This window comes from Candidatus Pelagibacter giovannonii, from assembly GCF_012276695.1.
GTDB classification, from domain to species: domain Bacteria; phylum Pseudomonadota; class Alphaproteobacteria; order Pelagibacterales; family Pelagibacteraceae; genus Pelagibacter; species Pelagibacter giovannonii.
Genome location: NZ_CP038852.1, coordinates 1,235,876 through 1,254,298, shown reverse-complemented (window position 1 = coordinate 1,254,298; position 18,423 = coordinate 1,235,876). Strand labels below are relative to the sequence as shown.

The 18,423-nt window shown below is 30.4% G+C and carries 18 protein-coding genes; 8 read left to right on the top strand and 10 right to left on the bottom strand.

Features of this window, described 5'->3' with window-relative positions; genetic code table 11:
- Positions 1 to 4: 4 nt before the first annotated feature.
- From E5R92_RS06740 to E5R92_RS06710, 7 genes are all read left to right on the top strand, one after another.
- A complete protein-coding gene (locus E5R92_RS06740) occupies positions 5 to 229 on the top strand; it encodes a hypothetical protein (RefSeq protein ID WP_168607321.1) in 225 nt (74 codons plus the stop codon).
- Positions 230 to 462: 233 nt separating this feature from the next.
- On the top strand, positions 463 to 1,347 hold the full coding sequence (locus E5R92_RS06735) for a class II glutamine amidotransferase (RefSeq protein WP_168607320.1): 885 nt from the start codon (positions 463 to 465) through the stop codon (positions 1,345 to 1,347).
- Positions 1,347 to 2,030 (top strand): protein glxC, encoded by a 684-nt coding sequence (locus E5R92_RS06730; RefSeq protein WP_168607319.1) that lies wholly within the window; start codon positions 1,347 to 1,349, stop codon positions 2,028 to 2,030. Before E5R92_RS06735 ends, E5R92_RS06730 begins: the two co-directional genes overlap by 1 nt.
- A 2-nt stretch (positions 2,031 to 2,032) precedes the next feature.
- Positions 2,033 to 3,361, top strand: coding sequence for an FMN-binding glutamate synthase family protein (locus E5R92_RS06725; protein WP_168607318.1), 1,329 nt, complete (start codon positions 2,033 to 2,035; stop codon positions 3,359 to 3,361).
- Positions 3,362 to 3,404: 43 nt separating this feature from the next.
- Positions 3,405 to 4,730, top strand: a complete 1,326-nt coding sequence (gene glnT / locus E5R92_RS06720) for a type III glutamate--ammonia ligase (protein WP_168607317.1) — start codon at positions 3,405 to 3,407, stop codon at positions 4,728 to 4,730.
- A gap of 3 nt (positions 4,731 to 4,733) precedes the next feature.
- Positions 4,734 to 5,876 (top strand): diaminopropionate ammonia-lyase, encoded by a 1,143-nt coding sequence (locus tag E5R92_RS06715; RefSeq protein ID WP_168607316.1) that lies wholly within the window; start codon positions 4,734 to 4,736, stop codon positions 5,874 to 5,876.
- 5 nt (positions 5,877 to 5,881) lie between these two features.
- Positions 5,882 to 7,303 (top strand): cryptochrome/photolyase family protein, encoded by a 1,422-nt coding sequence (locus E5R92_RS06710; RefSeq protein ID WP_168607315.1) that lies wholly within the window; start codon positions 5,882 to 5,884, stop codon positions 7,301 to 7,303.
- Here the strand turns inward: E5R92_RS06710 and E5R92_RS06705 are convergent.
- The 8 genes from E5R92_RS06705 to E5R92_RS06670 are packed head-to-tail and all read right to left on the bottom strand — an operon-like array spanning position 7,300 to position 14,754.
- Positions 7,300 to 7,719, bottom strand: a complete 420-nt coding sequence (locus E5R92_RS06705; RefSeq protein ID WP_168607314.1) for a secondary thiamine-phosphate synthase enzyme YjbQ — start codon at positions 7,717 to 7,719, stop codon at positions 7,300 to 7,302. The genes E5R92_RS06710 and E5R92_RS06705 overlap by 4 nt on opposite strands.
- Complete coding sequence (gene zapE / locus E5R92_RS06700; protein WP_168607313.1) at positions 7,716 to 8,774, bottom strand: cell division protein ZapE; 1,059 nt, start codon at positions 8,772 to 8,774, stop codon at positions 7,716 to 7,718. The genes E5R92_RS06705 and zapE overlap by 4 nt, the downstream gene beginning before the upstream one ends.
- Positions 8,771 to 9,199, bottom strand: a complete 429-nt coding sequence (locus tag E5R92_RS06695) for a hypothetical protein (protein WP_168607312.1) — start codon at positions 9,197 to 9,199, stop codon at positions 8,771 to 8,773. Before E5R92_RS06695 ends, zapE begins: the two co-directional genes overlap by 4 nt.
- A gap of 2 nt (positions 9,200 to 9,201) precedes the next feature.
- Positions 9,202 to 10,500, bottom strand: a complete 1,299-nt coding sequence (locus E5R92_RS06690) for a PQQ-binding-like beta-propeller repeat protein (protein ID WP_229704526.1) — start codon at positions 10,498 to 10,500, stop codon at positions 9,202 to 9,204.
- The gene (locus tag E5R92_RS06685; protein WP_168607310.1) at positions 10,493 to 11,137 is read right to left on the bottom strand and encodes a hypothetical protein; all 645 of its coding nucleotides are present in this window, start codon (positions 11,135 to 11,137) and stop codon (positions 10,493 to 10,495) included. Before E5R92_RS06685 ends, E5R92_RS06690 begins: the two co-directional genes overlap by 8 nt.
- 2 nt (positions 11,138 to 11,139) lie before the next feature.
- Entirely contained in the window at positions 11,140 to 13,809 is a 2,670-nt protein-coding gene (acnA, locus tag E5R92_RS06680) for an aconitate hydratase AcnA (protein ID WP_168607309.1), read from the bottom strand.
- Positions 13,810 to 13,815: 6 nt separating this feature from the next.
- The gene (locus E5R92_RS06675; RefSeq protein ID WP_168607308.1) at positions 13,816 to 14,406 is read right to left on the bottom strand and encodes a LysE family translocator; all 591 of its coding nucleotides are present in this window, start codon (positions 14,404 to 14,406) and stop codon (positions 13,816 to 13,818) included.
- 6 nt (positions 14,407 to 14,412) lie between these two features.
- On the bottom strand, positions 14,413 to 14,754 hold the full coding sequence (locus E5R92_RS06670; protein WP_168607307.1) for a tRNA-binding protein: 342 nt from the start codon (positions 14,752 to 14,754) through the stop codon (positions 14,413 to 14,415).
- 27 nt (positions 14,755 to 14,781) lie between these two features.
- On the opposite strand from E5R92_RS06670, the gene argE reads away from it, so the two are divergent.
- Positions 14,782 to 15,972 (top strand): acetylornithine deacetylase, encoded by a 1,191-nt coding sequence (argE, locus tag E5R92_RS06665; RefSeq protein WP_168607306.1) that lies wholly within the window; start codon positions 14,782 to 14,784, stop codon positions 15,970 to 15,972.
- Here argE and E5R92_RS06660 read toward each other — a convergent pair.
- Both E5R92_RS06660 and speB read right to left on the bottom strand, forming a co-directional pair.
- A complete protein-coding gene (locus tag E5R92_RS06660; protein ID WP_168607305.1) occupies positions 15,969 to 17,405 on the bottom strand; it encodes an aldehyde dehydrogenase family protein in 1,437 nt (478 codons plus the stop codon). The two genes, argE and E5R92_RS06660, sit on opposite strands and share 4 nt — an antisense overlap.
- A gap of 20 nt (positions 17,406 to 17,425) precedes the next feature.
- Positions 17,426 to 18,385 (bottom strand): agmatinase, encoded by a 960-nt coding sequence (gene speB, locus E5R92_RS06655; protein WP_168607304.1) that lies wholly within the window; start codon positions 18,383 to 18,385, stop codon positions 17,426 to 17,428.
- Positions 18,386 to 18,423: the final 38 nt, after the last annotated feature.

Below are 18,423 nucleotides of genomic sequence, written 5' to 3'. Positions count from 1 at the left end.
AAATATGGCTACAGTAACAAACTGGATAGATCATTTAAGTGCTGAGGAAGTTGTCGGAGCAATTTACCCGGGAGCTGGATCTAGTGAAACTTTACTAGTTATTCTAGGTGTAGTTTTCTGGATTGGCTGGCATGTTTTGACTGCTAGATCTGAAAGTGAAAAACTTTCAAGACTAGCAAGAAAGAGACATGGTGCTAATGATCATAAGAGCAATATTACTGACTGGTAATATCAATTAAAAATTTGGGCGCTATTTAATTGTGGCGCCCTTTTTTTTTACAAAAATTATACAATCATGGATAGAAATAATAACGAAGATCTGAGACCAAGTAAAATGAGAGGTGTCGTTTTTCCAAAAGCAAAGTATGGAGTGATAGCGGCTATTATCATCATTGTAGTAGGAAATATTTTCTACTATAAAGATTTTCTACTGTCTTTAATAAAATAAACTTAAAAAAATTTATGTGTGGAATTGTTGGCATCTACTTAAAAAATAAAAAATTTGAAAAAAGTTTAGGAAAAATGTTATCTGGTATGCTTAATAATATGGAATCTCGTGGACCAGACAGTGCTGGGTTTGCAATTTATAAAGATGAAAGTAAAAAACTATACAAGTTTTCTTTATGTATTAATGATTTAAATTTTAATAGCTTTAAGAAAGAAATATCTAAAAAACTTAAAAAAGCCAGACTTGCTCAAATCTCAGATCATGTAATTCTTAAAACTCTTGAGCAGCCAAAGAAAGTGATTGAGATAATTAATTCGAATTTTCCTAAAGTATCTATAGTTGGGTATGGCCGATCAATAGAAATATTTAAACAAGTTGGTAATCCTAAAGATGTAGTAAAAAAATTTAAATTAGATAGTTTTAGTGGTACTCATGGAATAGGTCATACAAGAATGGCTACAGAAAGTGCAATAACTACTGATGGATCTCACCCCTACTCTACTGGTGAAGATGAATGCTTGGTTCATAATGGTTCATTATCAAATCATAATAATTTAAGAAGAAAGCTCACCAAAAAAGGTAGTGTCTTTAACTCTGAAAATGATACTGAAGTTGCAGCAGGATATGTTTCTAACAGTTTATCAAATAATATATCTTTAAAAGATACGCTTACATCGGGTCTTAAAGATTTAGATGGTTTTTATACATTTATTACGGGAACTAGAAAGGGCTTTGCAGTTGTTAGAGATGAAATAGCATGTAAACCTGCAGTAATAGCAGAAACAAAAAACTATGTTGCAATAGCATCAGAGTTTCAAGCCATGGCACATTTACCAGATGTAAATAATGCAAAAATTTTTGAACCTGAGCCAGGTATTGTTTACTCGTGGGGGAATTAATGAAATTAGATTTAAAAAAAAAGAAATTAAGAGAAATTAATAATACTTTACAAAATTTAGATAATAAAAAAAATGATAGAGACTTTGTGATTATAAATCCTGAAGGAAGTCATGCATTATGTGCTGGATTAAACCAGGAAATGAAAGTTTTAATCAAAGGCCATGTTGGCTATTATTGTGCAGGAATGAACCAAAAAGCACATGTAACAATAGATGGAAATGTTGGTACAGGTGTTGCTGAAAATATGATGTCTGGAACAGTACATGTTAAAGGTAATGCTTCACAATCTGCTGGCGCAACTGCTCATGGCGGATTACTTGTAATTGATGGAGATGCTAGCTCAAGGTGTGGTATTTCAATGAAAGGAATTGATATCGTGGTTAAAGGTTCTGTTGGTCACATGTCTGCATTTATGGCTCAATCTGGAACGATGTTAGTTTGTGGTGACGCAGGTGAGGCTTTGGGTGATAGTCTTTATGAAACTGATATTTTTGTCAAAGGATCAGTTAAATCTTTAGGTGCAGATTGCATAGAAAAAAAAATGGAAAAGAAGCATTTAAATAAAATTTTAGCTCTTTTAAAAAAAAGTGAAATAAAAAATATTAAACCAGATAGTTTTAAGAGATATGGTTCAGCACGAAAACTATATAACTTTAACATCGATAATGTATCAAGCTATTAATAATGTCAGATAATAAAAAAACTCATCCTCGTATATCATGGACTTTTGATGAGTATACAAATTCAGAGATAAGACGAGCAGCAGCAACAGGAATTTATGATATTAGAGGTGGAGGATCTAAAAGAAAGCTTCCTCACTTTGACGATTTACTTTTTCTTGGTGCTTCAATGTCTAGATATCCTTTAGAAGGATATAGAGAAACCTGTAATACAAAAGTAACTTTAGGAACACGTTATGCAAAAAAACCTTTGGAGTTAGATATTCCTATTACAATTGCTGGAATGAGTTTTGGTGCATTATCAGGGAGAGCTAAAGAAGCTTTAGGGCGTGGAGCAAGTATGGCTGGTACATCTACAACTACTGGTGATGGTGGAATGACACCTGAGGAAAGAGGTCAGTCTAAAAATTTAGTCTATCAACTTTTACCTTCTAGATATGGAATGAATCCTGATGACCTTAGAAAAGCAGATGCTATTGAAATTGTTATAGGGCAAGGTGCAAAACCTGGTGGTGGAGGAATGTTATTAGGTCAGAAAATTAGTGATCGGGTCGCAGAAATGAGAACTTTACCTAAGGGTATAGATCAAAGGTCTGCATGTAGACATCCTGACTGGACAGGTCCTGATGACTTAAAAATTAAGATTTTAGAAATAAGAGAAATTACAGGATGGAATGTTCCAATATTTATTAAAGTTGCAGGAGCAAGACCATATTATGATACTGCTCTTGCTGTTAAAGCTGGGGCTGATGTTGTTGTTTTAGATGGAATGCAAGGTGGAACAGCTGCTACTCAAGAAGTGTTTATTGAAAATGTAGGTCAACCTACTTTAGCATGTATTAGACCTGCAGTAGATGCGCTTCAAGATTTAGACCAACATAGAAAAGTTCAATTAATTATATCTGGTGGAATTAGAAATGGTGCTGATGTTGCTAAGGCAATGGCTCTTGGAGCAGATGCAGTTTCAATTGGTTCTGCTGCAATGATTGCTTTGGGAGATAATGATCCTAAGTGGGAAAAAGATTATAATAAATTAGGAACTACTGCAGGAGCCTATGATGATTGGCATGAGGGAAATGATCCAGCAGGAATTACAACTCAAAAACCTGAATTAATGAAACGCTTTGATCCTATTGCTGGCGGACGACGTTTATCAAACTATTTAAAAGTGATGACGCTTGAAGCACAAACAATAGCTAGAGCCTCTGGTAAAAATGATTTACATAATTTAGAACCTGAAGATTTATGTGCACTTACAGTTGAATCTGCTGCTATGGCAAGAGTTCCACTAGCTGGAACTAGCTGGATACCAGGACTAAAAAATAAAAAATAGTATTGTGAAGACTAGTTAACAGTTGTAAATTAAGAAATAAATCATGCCTTTAAATTTATCTAAAATTGCTAAAACTAAAAAAATTAAATATTTTTTGATTAGTTTTGTAGATTTTTTTGGTGTCCTGAGATCAAAATTGGTACCAGCACAAGCGATTGCAGACATGCAAAAAAATGGAGCAGGTTTTGCAGGTTTTGCAACTTGGCTAGATATGTCTCCTGCAGATGGAGATATGTTTGCTCTACCAGATCCTAAAAGCTTAATTCAATTACCTTGGAACAAAGAAATTGGCTGGTTGGCTTCTGATTTATATATGTATGGTAAACCTGTTAAGGCTTCACCTAGAGTAATGCTCAAAGAGCAAATTAATAAATTGAATAAAAAAGATTTAGTCATGAAGTCTGGTGTAGAGTGTGAATATTTTTTGATATCTGAAGATGGGAGCAAAATTGCTGATACTAGAGATACACAATCAAAACCTTGTTATGATCAGTCAGCCTTAATGAGGAGATATGATTTAATCAAAGAAATTTGTGATAGCATGATTACTATGGGCTGGAACCCATACCAAAACGATCATGAAGATGCTAACGGCCAGTTTGAAATGAATTGGGATTATACAGATTGCTTAACTACAGCTGATAGACATGTATTCTTTAAGTATATGGTTAAATCATTAGCTGAAAAACATGGATTGAGAGCAACATTTATGCCAAAACCTTTTAGCAATCTAACGGGTAATGGTTGTCATGCTCATATTTCTCTATGGAATGGAAAAATTAATAAATTTTTAGATAATGGAGATAAATTAGGTTTGAGCAAATTAGCATATAATTTTCTAGGTGGAATTATGAAGCTTACTCAGCCTTTGACCGCATTTTTTAATCCAACAATTAATAGTTATAGAAGAATAAATGCACCACCAACAAAATCAGGTGCCACATGGTCACCTAGTAGTATTTCTTATACAGGAAACAATAGAACTCATATGATAAGAATTCCAGATAAAGGTAGATTTGAATTAAGATTGATGGATGGAGCAGTAAATCCTTATTTACTTCAAGCTGGAGTAATAGCTGCTGGTTTACATGGAATAAATAATAAAATAGATCCTGGTGAACCTTTATCTTGTAATATGTACACTGATCATAAAAATTACCCTAATCTAAAAAAATTACCTGACATAATTGAAGATGCATTAGATCAACTAGAAAATAGTAAAGAAATTAAGGAAGCATTTGGTAGTGATACTATTAAAAGCTATCTAAAATTAAAAAGATCTGAAATTAAAGATTTTAATCAAGAAGAAAAGTTTGATAAAAAAAGCTCAGTAACTCACTGGGAAAAAAATAGCACTCTTGATTGTTAATAAATGAAATCAATCCTGCAGAAAGATCTTTGGTCTATCACATCATTTTTAGAGAATAAAAATTATAAATTTAATAAAGAAAATATACTTACACAACTTCCAGAAAAATTTATAGATGAAGCGATAGAAGCTATATCTAGTTGGAATAATTATGCCCCTACTCCACTGATTAAATTAAATAAATTAAACGATGAATTAAAATTCAAAAATATTTACTACAAAGATGAAGATAAAAGATTTGAACTTAAATCATTTAAAGCATTAGGTGGAGCTTTTGCTGTCTATAAAATCGCAAGTGAAAAAAAGAACATAACAGTTTCGACAGCTACAGCTGGAAATCATGGAAGATCTGTTGCATGGGGTGCGCAAAGACTAGGCTTAAAATGTAAAATATTTATAAGTGAATTTGTTAGTGAGTCTAGAGCTGAAGCTATGCGTAATCTTGATGCTGAAGTTATTAGGGTTAAAGGTAACTACGATAACTCTTTAAAAAAATGTATAGAGCAATCAAATAAAAACAACTGGGAAATAGTCCAAGATGTTTCATGGGAAGGCTATAAAGAAGTTCCAAAATTAATAATGGCTGGATACACAATTATGGTTAAAGAAATTATTGATGAAATAGATAAAAACTCTATTACACACGTTTTTCTTCAAGCAGGCGTTGGTGGTATGGCTGCAGCAATGATAGCAGGATTTGCAAAATTATCAGAAAATATTCCTCAATTTATTATTATAGAACCTGAAAATGCTGACTGTGTTTTTCAAAGTATTAATAATAATATACCAACAACTGTTGATATTAAAAAAGAAACAGTAATGGGTGGTATGTCTTGTGGTGATGTATCAAGTATAGCCTGGGAGATTTTAAAAAATTCTGCCAACTATTGTTTAACTATACCAGATGAAGCAATCTCAACTGCAGTAGCACTTTTAGCAGAAAAGCGTTTATCTAATGAAAAAATCATAGGTGGTGAATGTGCCGTTCCAGGTGTAATTGCGTTAATAGGCTCTTTTAATAATAAAGAATACTTAGATAAGTTAAAACTAAACTCAGAATCAAATGTACTTTTATTTGGTTGTGAGGGTTTAACTGACCATGCAATGTATCAAAAACTTTTAAATGATGGATTGCAAAAAATCTAGGAAATATGACAAAAAAAGCGATTGTTTGGGTAAGAGAAGATTTTAGAATTGAAGACAATGAAGCCTTATCTATTGCAACTCAAAATCATGAGTTTGTAAACGCTCTTTATATTTATAACCCAAAAAATTTTGATAATAAAAGAGAAGCTCAAAAATGGTGGCTGACTAAATCTTTAGAAAATTTTAATATAGATCTAAAGAAGTTAAATATTACATTAGAAGTTCAATTAGGTGATGAACTAGAGGTATTGTCCAATTTAAAAAAGGAAAATAATGTTACTGTTTATTGGAGTAAAGTGTATGAGCCTGATATAATTAATAAAGGTAAAAAAATAAGAGATTTATTCATTAAAAATGAAATTCAATATAAATATTTTAAAGGAAATATTCTTGTAGAGTTTCAGGAAATGACTAAAGATGATGGTACACCTTATAAAGTATTCACTCCTTTTTGGAAGAAAACTGAACAATTTTATATTTCAAAGTTACCCTCTAAATTTATAAAAGTTAAATCAAAAGCAAAAAAAATAAATATATTTAAAAAATCAATTTCTATTAAAGAAATTTTACCTAAAAAAAATTGGCATAAAAAATTTGAAAAATATTGGAACCCATCTGAGCAAGAAGCTAATAAATATTTACAAGAATTAATAGATAATAGAATTGAAGGCTATGGTGATGCACGAGATATTCCTGGTGTTAATGGAACCTCTAAATTATCACCTTTCTTAAAATTTGGACAAATACATGTGGAAAAAATTTGGAAGAAATGCCAAGCAATTAAAATTAAAAAGATTGGTTATAGAAAATATATTAATGAATTAGGATGGAGAGAATTTTCTCATAGTTTAATTAATTACTTCCCACAAATGCTAAAAGGCAATCTTAGAAAAGATTTTGATAATTTCCCTTGGGTTAAAAATGATAAATTTCTTAAAGCATGGAAAATAGGTATGACAGGATATCCTATCGTTGATGCTGGAATGAGAGAACTGTATGAAACAGGATGGATGCATAATAGAGTACGAATGATTGTTGCTTCATTTCTTGTTAAGCACTTAAGAATTCATTGGATAGAGGGTGAAAAACATTTTAAAAATTGTTTAGTTGATTATAATGAAGCTAGTAACGTTGCTCAATGGCAATGGGTTGCTGGCTGTGGTGCCGATGCAGCTCCTTATTTTAGAATATTTAACCCAATTCTCCAGGGTGAAAAATTTGATAAAGATGGAATTTATACAAAGAAATGGGTTCCAGAACTTAAAAACATGCCTAATAAATTTCTATATAAACCATGGGAACTAGAAAGCAAATACCAAGAACAAATTAAGGTTATTGTAGGTGTCGATTATCCAAACCCAATTGTAGATCATGTTGAAGCAAGAAATGCTGCTCTAAATGCTTTTAAAACAATTAAGAAAAACTAATCTCCTAAATAGTGAAGAACAATCAATCTGTTTTGTTTCTCAATTCTGTGCTCAAAAAGATATAAACCCTGCCAAGTACCAAGTAATAACTCATTGTTTTTAACGCTTAAAGAGATTTGATTATTAGTTAACGCAGACTTTATGTGTGCAGGCATGTCATCTTTTCCCTCAGCTGTATGGATGTAAAGGGAATTATCCATAGGTACGAGCTTATTAAAAAAATTTACTAAATCAGTTTGAACATCTGGGTCAGCATTTTCTTGAATTATTAATGAAGCACTGGTGTGTTGAATGCTTATATTGATAATTCCATTATTAAACTCATTATCACTTACCCATTGATTTATTTGGTTGGTAAATTCATACAGCTTCTGTCCATTTGTATTCAATTCTAAATTCAAAAATTCTTGTCTCATAGTTTATTATATTTGATAGATGTTAATTCATATAATCTACTAATGGTTCTTTTAAATATCTTTTTTAAATCTTCTGAGGAACTTAATAAATCTAATTGTAATTGAGAAGATATCATTAGTGGTATATTTTTTTCATAAAGAATATCAATTAATGTAATAAATCTTTGTTGTTGATTAGAATTATCGCTATTAAAGATAGGAATATTTTCTATAATAATAAAATTACAGACTTCCGCTATTTTTATATAATCCTCTGCTCCAATATTTTTAGAACATAATTCTTTAAAATCAAAACGTGCTATTCCGTTAAAGTAATTCTTAATATTAAACTTTCTACCTTTAATGATTAAAGTTATTTCTTTATTAGATAGATTTTTTGTTATTTTTCTAAAAAACTTATTAAGTTTAAAATTTGTTGTTTCGCATAGTGGATAAAAATACCTTTCATTTTTATTTTTTGAAGATTTTCTATAGTCATCTTCGATAATTAATTTTGCTTGATAACATCTTTCTTTCATTATTTTAATAAAGGGAAGAAATTGATCTCGTTGTAATCCATCTTTATAAAGATCATTTATTTTAGCATTTGATGTAAATAAAACTTTTATATCTTCATCAAATATTTTTTTAAATAAGCTCCCTAAGATCATTGCATCTACAATGTTGGTGACCTGAAACTCATCAAAATAAATTAATTTAGATTTACTTTTTAATTTTTTAACAAATTTCTCTATAATATTTTCTTGATTATTTTTTTTATTTTTAAATACAAAATTATGAAAACTAATCATAAATTCATTAAAATGAAATCTTTGTTTTGTTTTTTCAAAATTATTATAAAAAAAATTTAATATCATTGTTTTACCTACACCCACATCTCCTTGTAAATAAAATCCTTTTTTTGAATTTTGTTTAGTGAATATTTTTTTTAAAAATGATTTATTAAAGTTCTGATTATAAAATAAATTAAGTTCTTCTATTAAATTTAACTGATTATGATTAGTTTCTAAATTATTTTTTTTACAATAATTTAGAAATAATTTATTTAAATTCATTTTTTTGTTTTAAAATCTATACCATATTCTGACCTCGGGCCTTTTCTTAATCCAAAAGGACCAGATATAAATAATGTAAGGGGTTTTGTTCCTGGTTTAAGATCAACTCTGTGTAAATTATTTGCTGATCTAAAACCAATATATCCGACTGGTCGCCAAAATCTTCCAGTATTTAGTGTTTCCCAATAACCTCCTCTTAATATGATTGTTATGTAAGGAAATGTATGATTATGGACCCCTTTTCCATGATCATCAGCCAACATTTCATGTAATAAAATGTTAAATGGGAACCATTTTGGTCTATGTCTTAATAAGATATAATATCTATTCATCCATGGTTTTGCTTCATTAAAATAGGGGTGAGATGGTCCTCGATCTAAAACAACTTTTTTTCTCCCTAATTTATCAAGTAACTTAAGAAACATTGCTAATTAAATTTAATAACAGAACCATTGCTTATTAAAAAAAGATTATTTTCATTTATAAAGGGCTGTAATATTTTGCCTCCTGAAATTTTTACTATATTCAAAATATTACCTTCGTTACTATTAACAATAATTAATTTTCCATCACTATTAGTTACATATATTTTATTTGCAGTAATAAAAAAACCTGTTGGTTTTATTTGTTTTCTTTTTTTATCTTTATAATCTTTGTATAAATAATTAATTCTCATTATATTTCCAGATTTTTTATCAACTAAGTATAAATATCCTTTTTCAGATATAGTTATTACAAGTTTACCGATCACAACAGGCTTAAGATCCGAGCTAATTTCATTTTTCCAATTAATTAATCCTGTGACGGTATCAATAGAATAAAATTCATTTTTATTATTAGAGAAAAAGATTGTGTTTTCATTAATCACTAATTCTGAATTTGACAATTGAAATGCATTTTGATTAATATTGTTATTTTGTGTGGGTAGTTGCCAAACAAGTTGGCCAGATTTTATATCTACAGCTGTAATATCCCCAATTGAATTATTAAAATAAATAATTTTTTTATCAAGGGCAATTGATATCTTGGTATTTGATTTTGTTAAAGATTCTTCAGTTTTTAAATTCCATATTTCTGATCCATCTTTTATTGATATTGATCTTAGAATATTTTTATAATCTACCACATAAAAAACATCATCTTTTATTTTGATGTTAGAGTTAAAGGGAACTATGTTTGTTTTTGTCCATAATAGCTCACCTGTATCAATATTAATTGCATAATATTTTGCTACATCATCCGTTACAATTAATATATTATTTTTTAATGCAAAATTTAATCTTGGCTTAATTTTTTTTTCACTTTTATTGTAATAATTATTTTTCCATAGAGTTTTTTGATTTTCATCGTAAAGGGTTATTTCACCCTTGTTGTTATAAAAAACTAAATTTTTATTATAAAATAAAGGGCTAGGACTTATAAAATCAAAATCTTTAAATTTAGAAAAATTATATTTTCCTATTTTTTCCAAGATACCATCATAAGATAGCTCACCAGTATCATTTTGATTATTTAAGCTATTTTGATTAGGCTTTTGGTTAGATATTTTAACGTAAAGATTTGAATTAAATTCTTCTTCAAGTCTTATTTGTTTAGTTAAAATAGTTTTTGTATTTTCAATTTTTTGTTGATCTTTGTCATCTTTATTCCAAAAACCTACCTTTTTACTTGTTGAGCAGCTGTTTAAGATTAAGAGAATTAAGACTGATAATAGTACTTTATTCACCAAGATCTCTATTTAGTCTCTTTTGTGACTCTGTTTTAATTGCACTGTTAGCATTAGGTAAAACTAAGATCTGGTTAAAAAAATCTTTAGCTTTTTGTTTTTCACTTTTTGAGTAAAAAAATTCTGCTAACAAATACAATGAGTGAGATTTCCAAATACTCTCAGAATTAATTACTGGATTAAGAATTTTTAACAATTCATTTTCACTTACTAAGTCCGAATTAAATAATGCTTTTTTATATATAATTAAATTCTTGATTTCATTATCAAGATTTGTTTTTTCAATTAACTCATTAAATAATATATTTATTTCTTCATTGTTCTCTAATAAATTATTGTCTAACAGATGATATAAAGCTAGTGGAGAATAAGTTGCGTCATTACTTTTTACAACATTAACCATTTCATCAATTGTTTTTTGTTTATTATCTGGATTAAGGTCTATTAAAGCTAAGTTGTATTTATTTGCTAACTTAATTTTGGTTCTTTCTTTGGATTTTTCAAATGATAAATACCCAATTATAATTACTAATATTATTGAGACAATTGATATAAGTTTTTTTTTATTATCAATAAAAAAATTCTTAATTCTTTCGTTTCTTGCATTTGTATCTATAATTGTAACTTCTTCATCCATCTCTAAATCATGTTCCTTAATACATATTGAAGTATTCCACCATTTTTATAATACTCTAATTCGTTTTTAGTGTCTATCCTACAAAGAGTTTTGATTTTTTTGATATCTCCTGAGGCATATTTTATTTCAACCTGAACATGATCTGATGCATTTATACCCTCTTCTATTTGAAGAACTGTTATTAACTCTGATCCTGTTAATTTTAAGTTTATCCTATCGTTTCCTTCAGTAAATTGTAGTGGTAAAACACCCATTCCAATCAAATTAGATCTATGAATTCTTTCAAAGCTTTCTGCTATTACAACTTTTACACCTAATAACTTTGTTCCTTTAGCGGCCCAATCTCTTGACGATCCTGTTCCATATTCTTTTCCACCTATAACAACAAGGTCTGTACCTCTTTTTTTATATTCCACTACAGCATTATAAACTGGCATTACTTTTTCTTCTGGATATAATTTTGTAAATCCACCTTCTGTTCCTGGTGCCATTTCATTTCTTATTCTAATATTTGCAAAAGTTCCCCTCATCATTACTTCATGGTTCCCTCTTCTTGACCCATAGGAATTATAATCTATTGGAAGTATTTGATGTTCCATAAAGTACTCACCTGTTGGGCTTTCTTTTTGGATATTCCCTGCTGGAGAAATATGATCAGTTGTAACCATATCCCCTAATATCAAAAGTGGTCTTGCATCTTTAATAGGTTTAAACCCTTCAGGTTGATCAGGTAAATTTTCAAAGAATGGTGGTTTCTTTACATAAGTTGAACCAGAGTCCCAATTGTAAATACTTGTATTTTCAGTTTTAATTTCTTGCCACTGTTTAGGGCCTTCTGAAACATTTGAATATCTTTTAACAAACATCTCTGCATTAAGAGATTCTCTTAATGTGTCTTCAATTTCTTTATTTGATGGCCAAATATCTTTTAAAAATACATCTTTACCATCTTTACTTTTTCCTAAAGGTTCCTTGTATAAATCAAATTCCATATGACCGGCAAGCGCATAAGCTACAACTAATGGAGGGGAAGCTAAATAATTAGCTTTTATATGTGGTGATATTCTTCCTTCAAAATTTCTATTTCCAGATAACACTGATACAGCATAAATATTTTCTTTATCTATGGCTTGAACAATTTCTTCCGGTAAAGGTCCTGAGTTTCCTATACAAGTCGTGCAACCATATCCAACCAAATTAAAACCAAGTTTATCTAAAAATACATTTAGTCCTGCTTTTGCTAAATAATCAGTTACTACTTGCGATCCCGGAGCTAATGATGTTTTTACCCATGGTTTAGTTTGTAAACCAAGTTCAACAGCTTTTTTTGCTAACAACCCAGCTCCAATTAATACATTTGGGTTAGATGTATTTGTACATGATGTTATAGCTGCAATTAATATTGAACCATCTTTAATTTCATAATCTGATCCTGATACTTTTGAAACATGTTGCTCTTTTCTGCTAGTTGCGTCCTCAAAAACTTTTTTAAATCCAGTAGAGGCATCTGTTAATAAAACTTTGTCCTGAGGTCTTTTGGGTCCCGAAATTGTTGGAACAACTGTAGACATGTCTAATGATAAGGTGTCTGTAAATTCAACTTGATCATTAGCCCACAAACCTTGTTCTTTTGCATACTTCTCAACTATATTTACTATATTTTCATCTCTTCCTGAAAATCTTAAATATTTTAATGTCTCTTCATCAATAGGAAAAAAACCACACGTTGCTCCATATTCTGGTGCCATATTGGCAATTGTTGCTCTATCAGCAAGAGTTAAATTTTTTAAACCTTCTCCATAAAATTCAACAAATTTTCCAACAACACCTTTATCTCTTAACATTTTTACAACTGTTAAAACCAAATCTGTTGCAGTAGTGCCTTCTGGCATCTTATTTTTAACTTCAAATCCGATTACTTCAGGGATTAACATGGAAATTGGTTGTCCTAACATTCCAGCTTCAGCTTCTATTCCACCAACACCCCATCCAAGAACAGATAAGCCATTAACCATGGTAGTATGACTATCAGTACCGACTAAAGTGTCAGGAAATAAATAGTTCTCGTCTTTAAATTTTTCAGACCAGACTACTTTTGACAAATATTCTAAATTAACCTGGTGACAAATCCCAGTTCCAGGAGGAACAATTCTAAAGTTATTAAATGCTTGTTGACCCCATTTTAAAAATGAATATCTCTCACCGTTTCTTTTAAATTCAATATCAACATTTTTTTCAAAAGAATCTTTATTTGCTGATTTATCTACTTGAACTGAATGATCAATTACAAGATCAACTGCAGATAGTGGATTAATAGTATTTGGATCTTTATTTTTTTCTTTAACAGCTTCTCTCATTGCCGCAAGATCAGCAACCGCTGGTATTCCTGTGTAATCCTGCAATAAAACTCTTGCTGGCCTATAAGCTATTTCAGTTAATGATTTTTTTGTCTTTAACCATTCCTTAATTGCTTCTATTTGGCTTTTAGTAACTGATAGATCATCTTCGTATCTTAATAAATTTTCTAATAAAACTTTAAGGGATTTTGGTAGTTTTGAAATTCCATCTAAACCGTTTTTTTCTGCTTCTGATAAAGAATAATATTTATATTCAGTGTCATTTATACTGATAGATTTTAAAGAGTTATATGAATTTTTGTTTCCTGGTTTCATTTAGTTTTAGATGTAGAACCCTATTATACAAACGATAAGTAGCAATGACATAGCATAATTAAATCGTTTAATAAAATTATTATTTGTAGCAAATTTCCTTAAAAACTTACCTAAAAATGTCCACGAAGTGATACTTAAAAATGCTGTTACACTACAAACTACAATTACCCAAATAGAGTGATTCAAATAGTTTTCCCCTTGTTCTACAAAGTTTGAACTCAATGTAACTCCAGCCATTACTCCTTTTGGATTGATAAACTGAAAGATAAATTTATCTAAAAACTTTACTGGATTTTCTGTTCTTCCATCTGAAGAAATTTTTGAAAATGAAATTTTATAAGCTAGATAAATCAAAAAAATTGTTCCAAGAACTCTGATAATTTCTTGAATAATTGGATAATTTTTGAAAGTTGATATTAAAACAAAATTAATCAATATAATTAAAGTTGTGTAACCAAAACCAACTCCCAAGATTAATGGTAAAGTTTTTCTGATACCAAAATTAAAACCTGAGTAAGCTGCAACAGCATTATTTGGTCCTGGTGTAAATCCCAAAGATAAAGAAATTCCTATTAATAATAATAATTCTGGATGCATAAAAAATTAAGCTACTGGAAGACCATTTTCAGATTCTTGTGATGGATGAAGTAATATAACTTTTCCCTCTTTATCAATTGAACCTAAAATAAGAACTTGTGAAACAATTCCTGCAATATTTTTCTCAGGAAAATTACAAATACCTACAACTTGTTTTCCTTTTAAATTTTCCTCGTTATAATAATGAGTAATTTGAGCTGAAGACTTTTTAATTCCAATTTCTTTACCAAAATCTACCTCAATAACTAAAGAAGGTTTACGTGCTTTTTCATTTTTTTTTACAGAGATTACAGTTCCAACTCTAATATCTATTTTATCAAAGTCATCATAGGTTATTTGTTCTTTCATATATTTAATATATAATAGATGTTATTTATGAGTACAGAAAATAGTTCAGATCAATTATTTAATAATTCGGTTAAAATTTTAACTGATTTGATTAGCTTCAAAACAATATCTGGAGAAGATAATAGCTCTTTGATTAACTATTGTGATGAAATTCTAAAAAAACTTGGTGCAACATCATTTAAAACTTATGATGATGAAAAAAAAAGAGTAAATTTATTTGCTACACTAAAAGCTAAAAATTCAAATAATAAGAAGCCAATTATTTTATCGGGCCACACTGACGTCGTCCCTGTTTCAAAGGGCTGGAGTTCAGATCCTTTCACAGCAACGATTAGAGAAGACAAGTTATATGGTAGAGGTTCATGTGATATGAAAGGTTTTATTGCATGTACTTTAGCTTATGCGCCTATTTATTCTAAATCAAATTTAGATAGAGATATTCATTTCTCATTTACATTTGATGAAGAAACAGCATGCCAGGGTGCTCCTATACTAATAGAGGAATTAAAAAAAAGAGAAATTAAAGATGGTATTTGTGTTATTGGTGAACCGACTAATATGAAAATTATTGACGCTCATAAGGGGTGTTATGAATACACAACCTATTTTAAAGGTTTAGCAGGACATAGTTCAGCACCTCATAAAGGTGTAAGTGCTGTTGAATATGCATCAAGATATGTAAATAAATTAATTGAACTTAGAGAAAAGCTTAAAAGTAGAGCCCCGAAAGATTCTATTTTTGATCCACCATACTCTACCCTCTCTATTGGTGGTGTGTTTGGTGGTATTGCTCATAATGTAATAGCAGACAAATGTCATGTTAATTGGGAAACACGGCCAGTTGATAAAGATGATGGAGTATTTTTAAATCAAGAAATCGACAAGTATGCAAATGAGGTGTTATTACCTGAAATGAAAAAAATTTTTCCTACTGCCTCAATTGAAAAAGATATTATTGGTGAAATTGTTGGATTTGACAGACAAGATAAGTCAGATGCTTGTGAATTAATTTCGAGCTTAACAGGTGATAATTCTAGACAAGTTGTTTCATTTGGAACAGAGGCTGGATTATTTCAAGAAATTGGGATTAGCACAGTAGTTTGTGGTCCAGGATCAATTGAACAGGCTCATAAAATAGATGAGTTTATAGTTTTAGATGAACTTAAAAAATGTTTAGCTTTGTTGGATGGAATTAAAAATAATTCTATTTCTAATTAATCGTTCCAGCCACTAACAACTTTAACTTCAAGATACTCTTCAAGGCCTAATTTACCAGCTTCACGACCAATACCAGAATGCTTATAGCCACCGAAAGGAGCATCTGGTGCTAAACCGGCTCCATTAATATCTACCATTCCTGATCTTAGTTTTCTAGCAACTCTATTAGCTTTTTCTTGATCTTGAGTTTGAATAAAATTTAACAATCCGTATGGAGTGTCATTTGCAATTTCAATTGCTTCTTCCTCTGTTTCAAAGGGTATAATTGATAAAACAGGTCCAAATATTTCTGTTCTTGCAATTTGCATCTGATTATTAACATCTGCAAAAGCAGTAGGTTTAACAAAATATCCTTTATCAAGTCCATCAGGTTTACCAGTTCCACCAGCAACTAATTTAGCACCTTCATCAATACCAACTTGAATTAAAGCTTGAATTTTATCAAACTGGGCTTTTGAAACAACAGGTCCAATATGATCACCTTCTTTTGTTGCAATATCAACTTTCATTGAATTAGCAAAATTTTTTACTCTTTCAACTGTTTCATCATAAATAGATTTTTCAACTAACATTCTAGTTGGTGCATTACAAGATTGTCCTGAATTTCTAAAACATCTTAAAGCGCCTCTTTCAACTGCTTCGGCATCTGCATCTTTAAATATAATATTCGCTCCTTTTCCACCAAGTTCAAGGCTAACTCTCTTAAAATCATTTGCAGCATTTTGAGAAATTAAAGCACCTGCTCTAGTAGATCCTGTAAATGAAACCATATTTACATCTGGATGACTTGTTAATGCATTTCCAGTAACTGCACCATCTCCATTAACTAAATTGAATACACCTTTTGGTAATTTAATTTCATCAATCATTTCTGCTAAAATCATCGATGATAATGGGGCTATTTCAGATGGTTTAAGTACCATTGTGCAACCTGCAGCGATTGCTGGAATTACTTTTAAACAAGTTTGGTTCATTGGCCAATTCCATGGGGTAATTAACGCACAAACTCCTTTTGGTTCATGTAAAATATTATTGTTCAAAGCATGTTCTCCTAATTTTGCTTCAAACGTATATTCTTTTAAAACTTTTATGTAGGATTTTATATGACTAGCCCCAGTTCCAGCTTGTAATTGTGTTGAAAAATCGATTGGTGCTCCCATCTCAAGAGTTATAGCCTTAGCCATATCAGCCCATCTTTTTTTATAAACAACATACAAAGCTTCTAAATACTTTAATCTCTCTTCTTTAGTTGAAAATGCCCATGTTTCAAAAGCTTTAGTAGCAGCACTTACTGCATCATTTACATCTTCTACTCCACCTAAAGATATAACAGCACACTCTTCCTCTGTTGAAGGATCTGTTACTTTGAAGTCATTTGGTTTTTTTGGGAAAACCCATTCACCGTTGATATAAAATTTTTTCTTATCTAACATTTTGAGAAACTATCCTTTCTTTATGATTTTGCAAATAAATTTGTTAGTTCATAAACAATGGTTGCTGCAGCTAACGACGTAACTTCAGCATGATCATATGCTGGAGAAACTTCAACCACATCAGCAGAAACAAGATTTAAACCAGACAGTCCTCTTAAAACATTGACCATCTCTCTTGTAGTCATACCAGCAATTTCAGGTGTACCTGTGCCTGGGGCAAAAGCTGGATCCAAAACATCTATATCAATAGACAAGTAAAGTGGATTGTTACCAACTCTTTTTTTAATTCTTTCAGCAATTTTATCTGTGCCTTGTGTTTGAAACTCATCACAGTGAATAATTTTAAAACCAAATTCTTCATCATTTTTAATATCATCCCTGCTGTAAAGAGGCCCTCGGATTCCAACATGCATTGAAGCATCATCTAGAAATAAACCTTCCTCTCTTGCTCTTCTAAAAGGAGTTCCATGTGTATAAGGAGCACCAAAATATGTGTCCCAAGTGTCTAAATGTGCATCAAAATGTACTAAGGCAACTGGTCCATTACATTTTTTATTGATTGCTCTTAATAAAGGTACTGCAATTGTATGATCGCCACCTAGGCTAATTATACCACCAACTTTATTCAATAAATCTGTTGCTCCAGCTTCAATCTGTTTTATCGACTCATCAATACTAAATGGATTACAGGTGATATCACCAGCATCAGCAACTTGCTGTACTTTAAAAGGTTCAACATCATAACTTGGATGATAATTAGTTCTTAAATGTCTTGAAGCCTGTCTAATACTCATTGGGCCAAATCTAGCTCCTGGTCTGTAACTTGTACCAGCGTCAAATGGAATTCCAACAATTGCTACATCACAACTTTTAACATCTCTTAGTTCTGGTAACCTTGCAAATGTAGATGGGCCAGCAAATCTTGGGACTTTAGTTCCACTAACAGGCTGAATTGGGTTTTTATTTCTTTCTTTTTTCATTTATAAATAAAATGTACCACATTCTTTGATAATGGAAT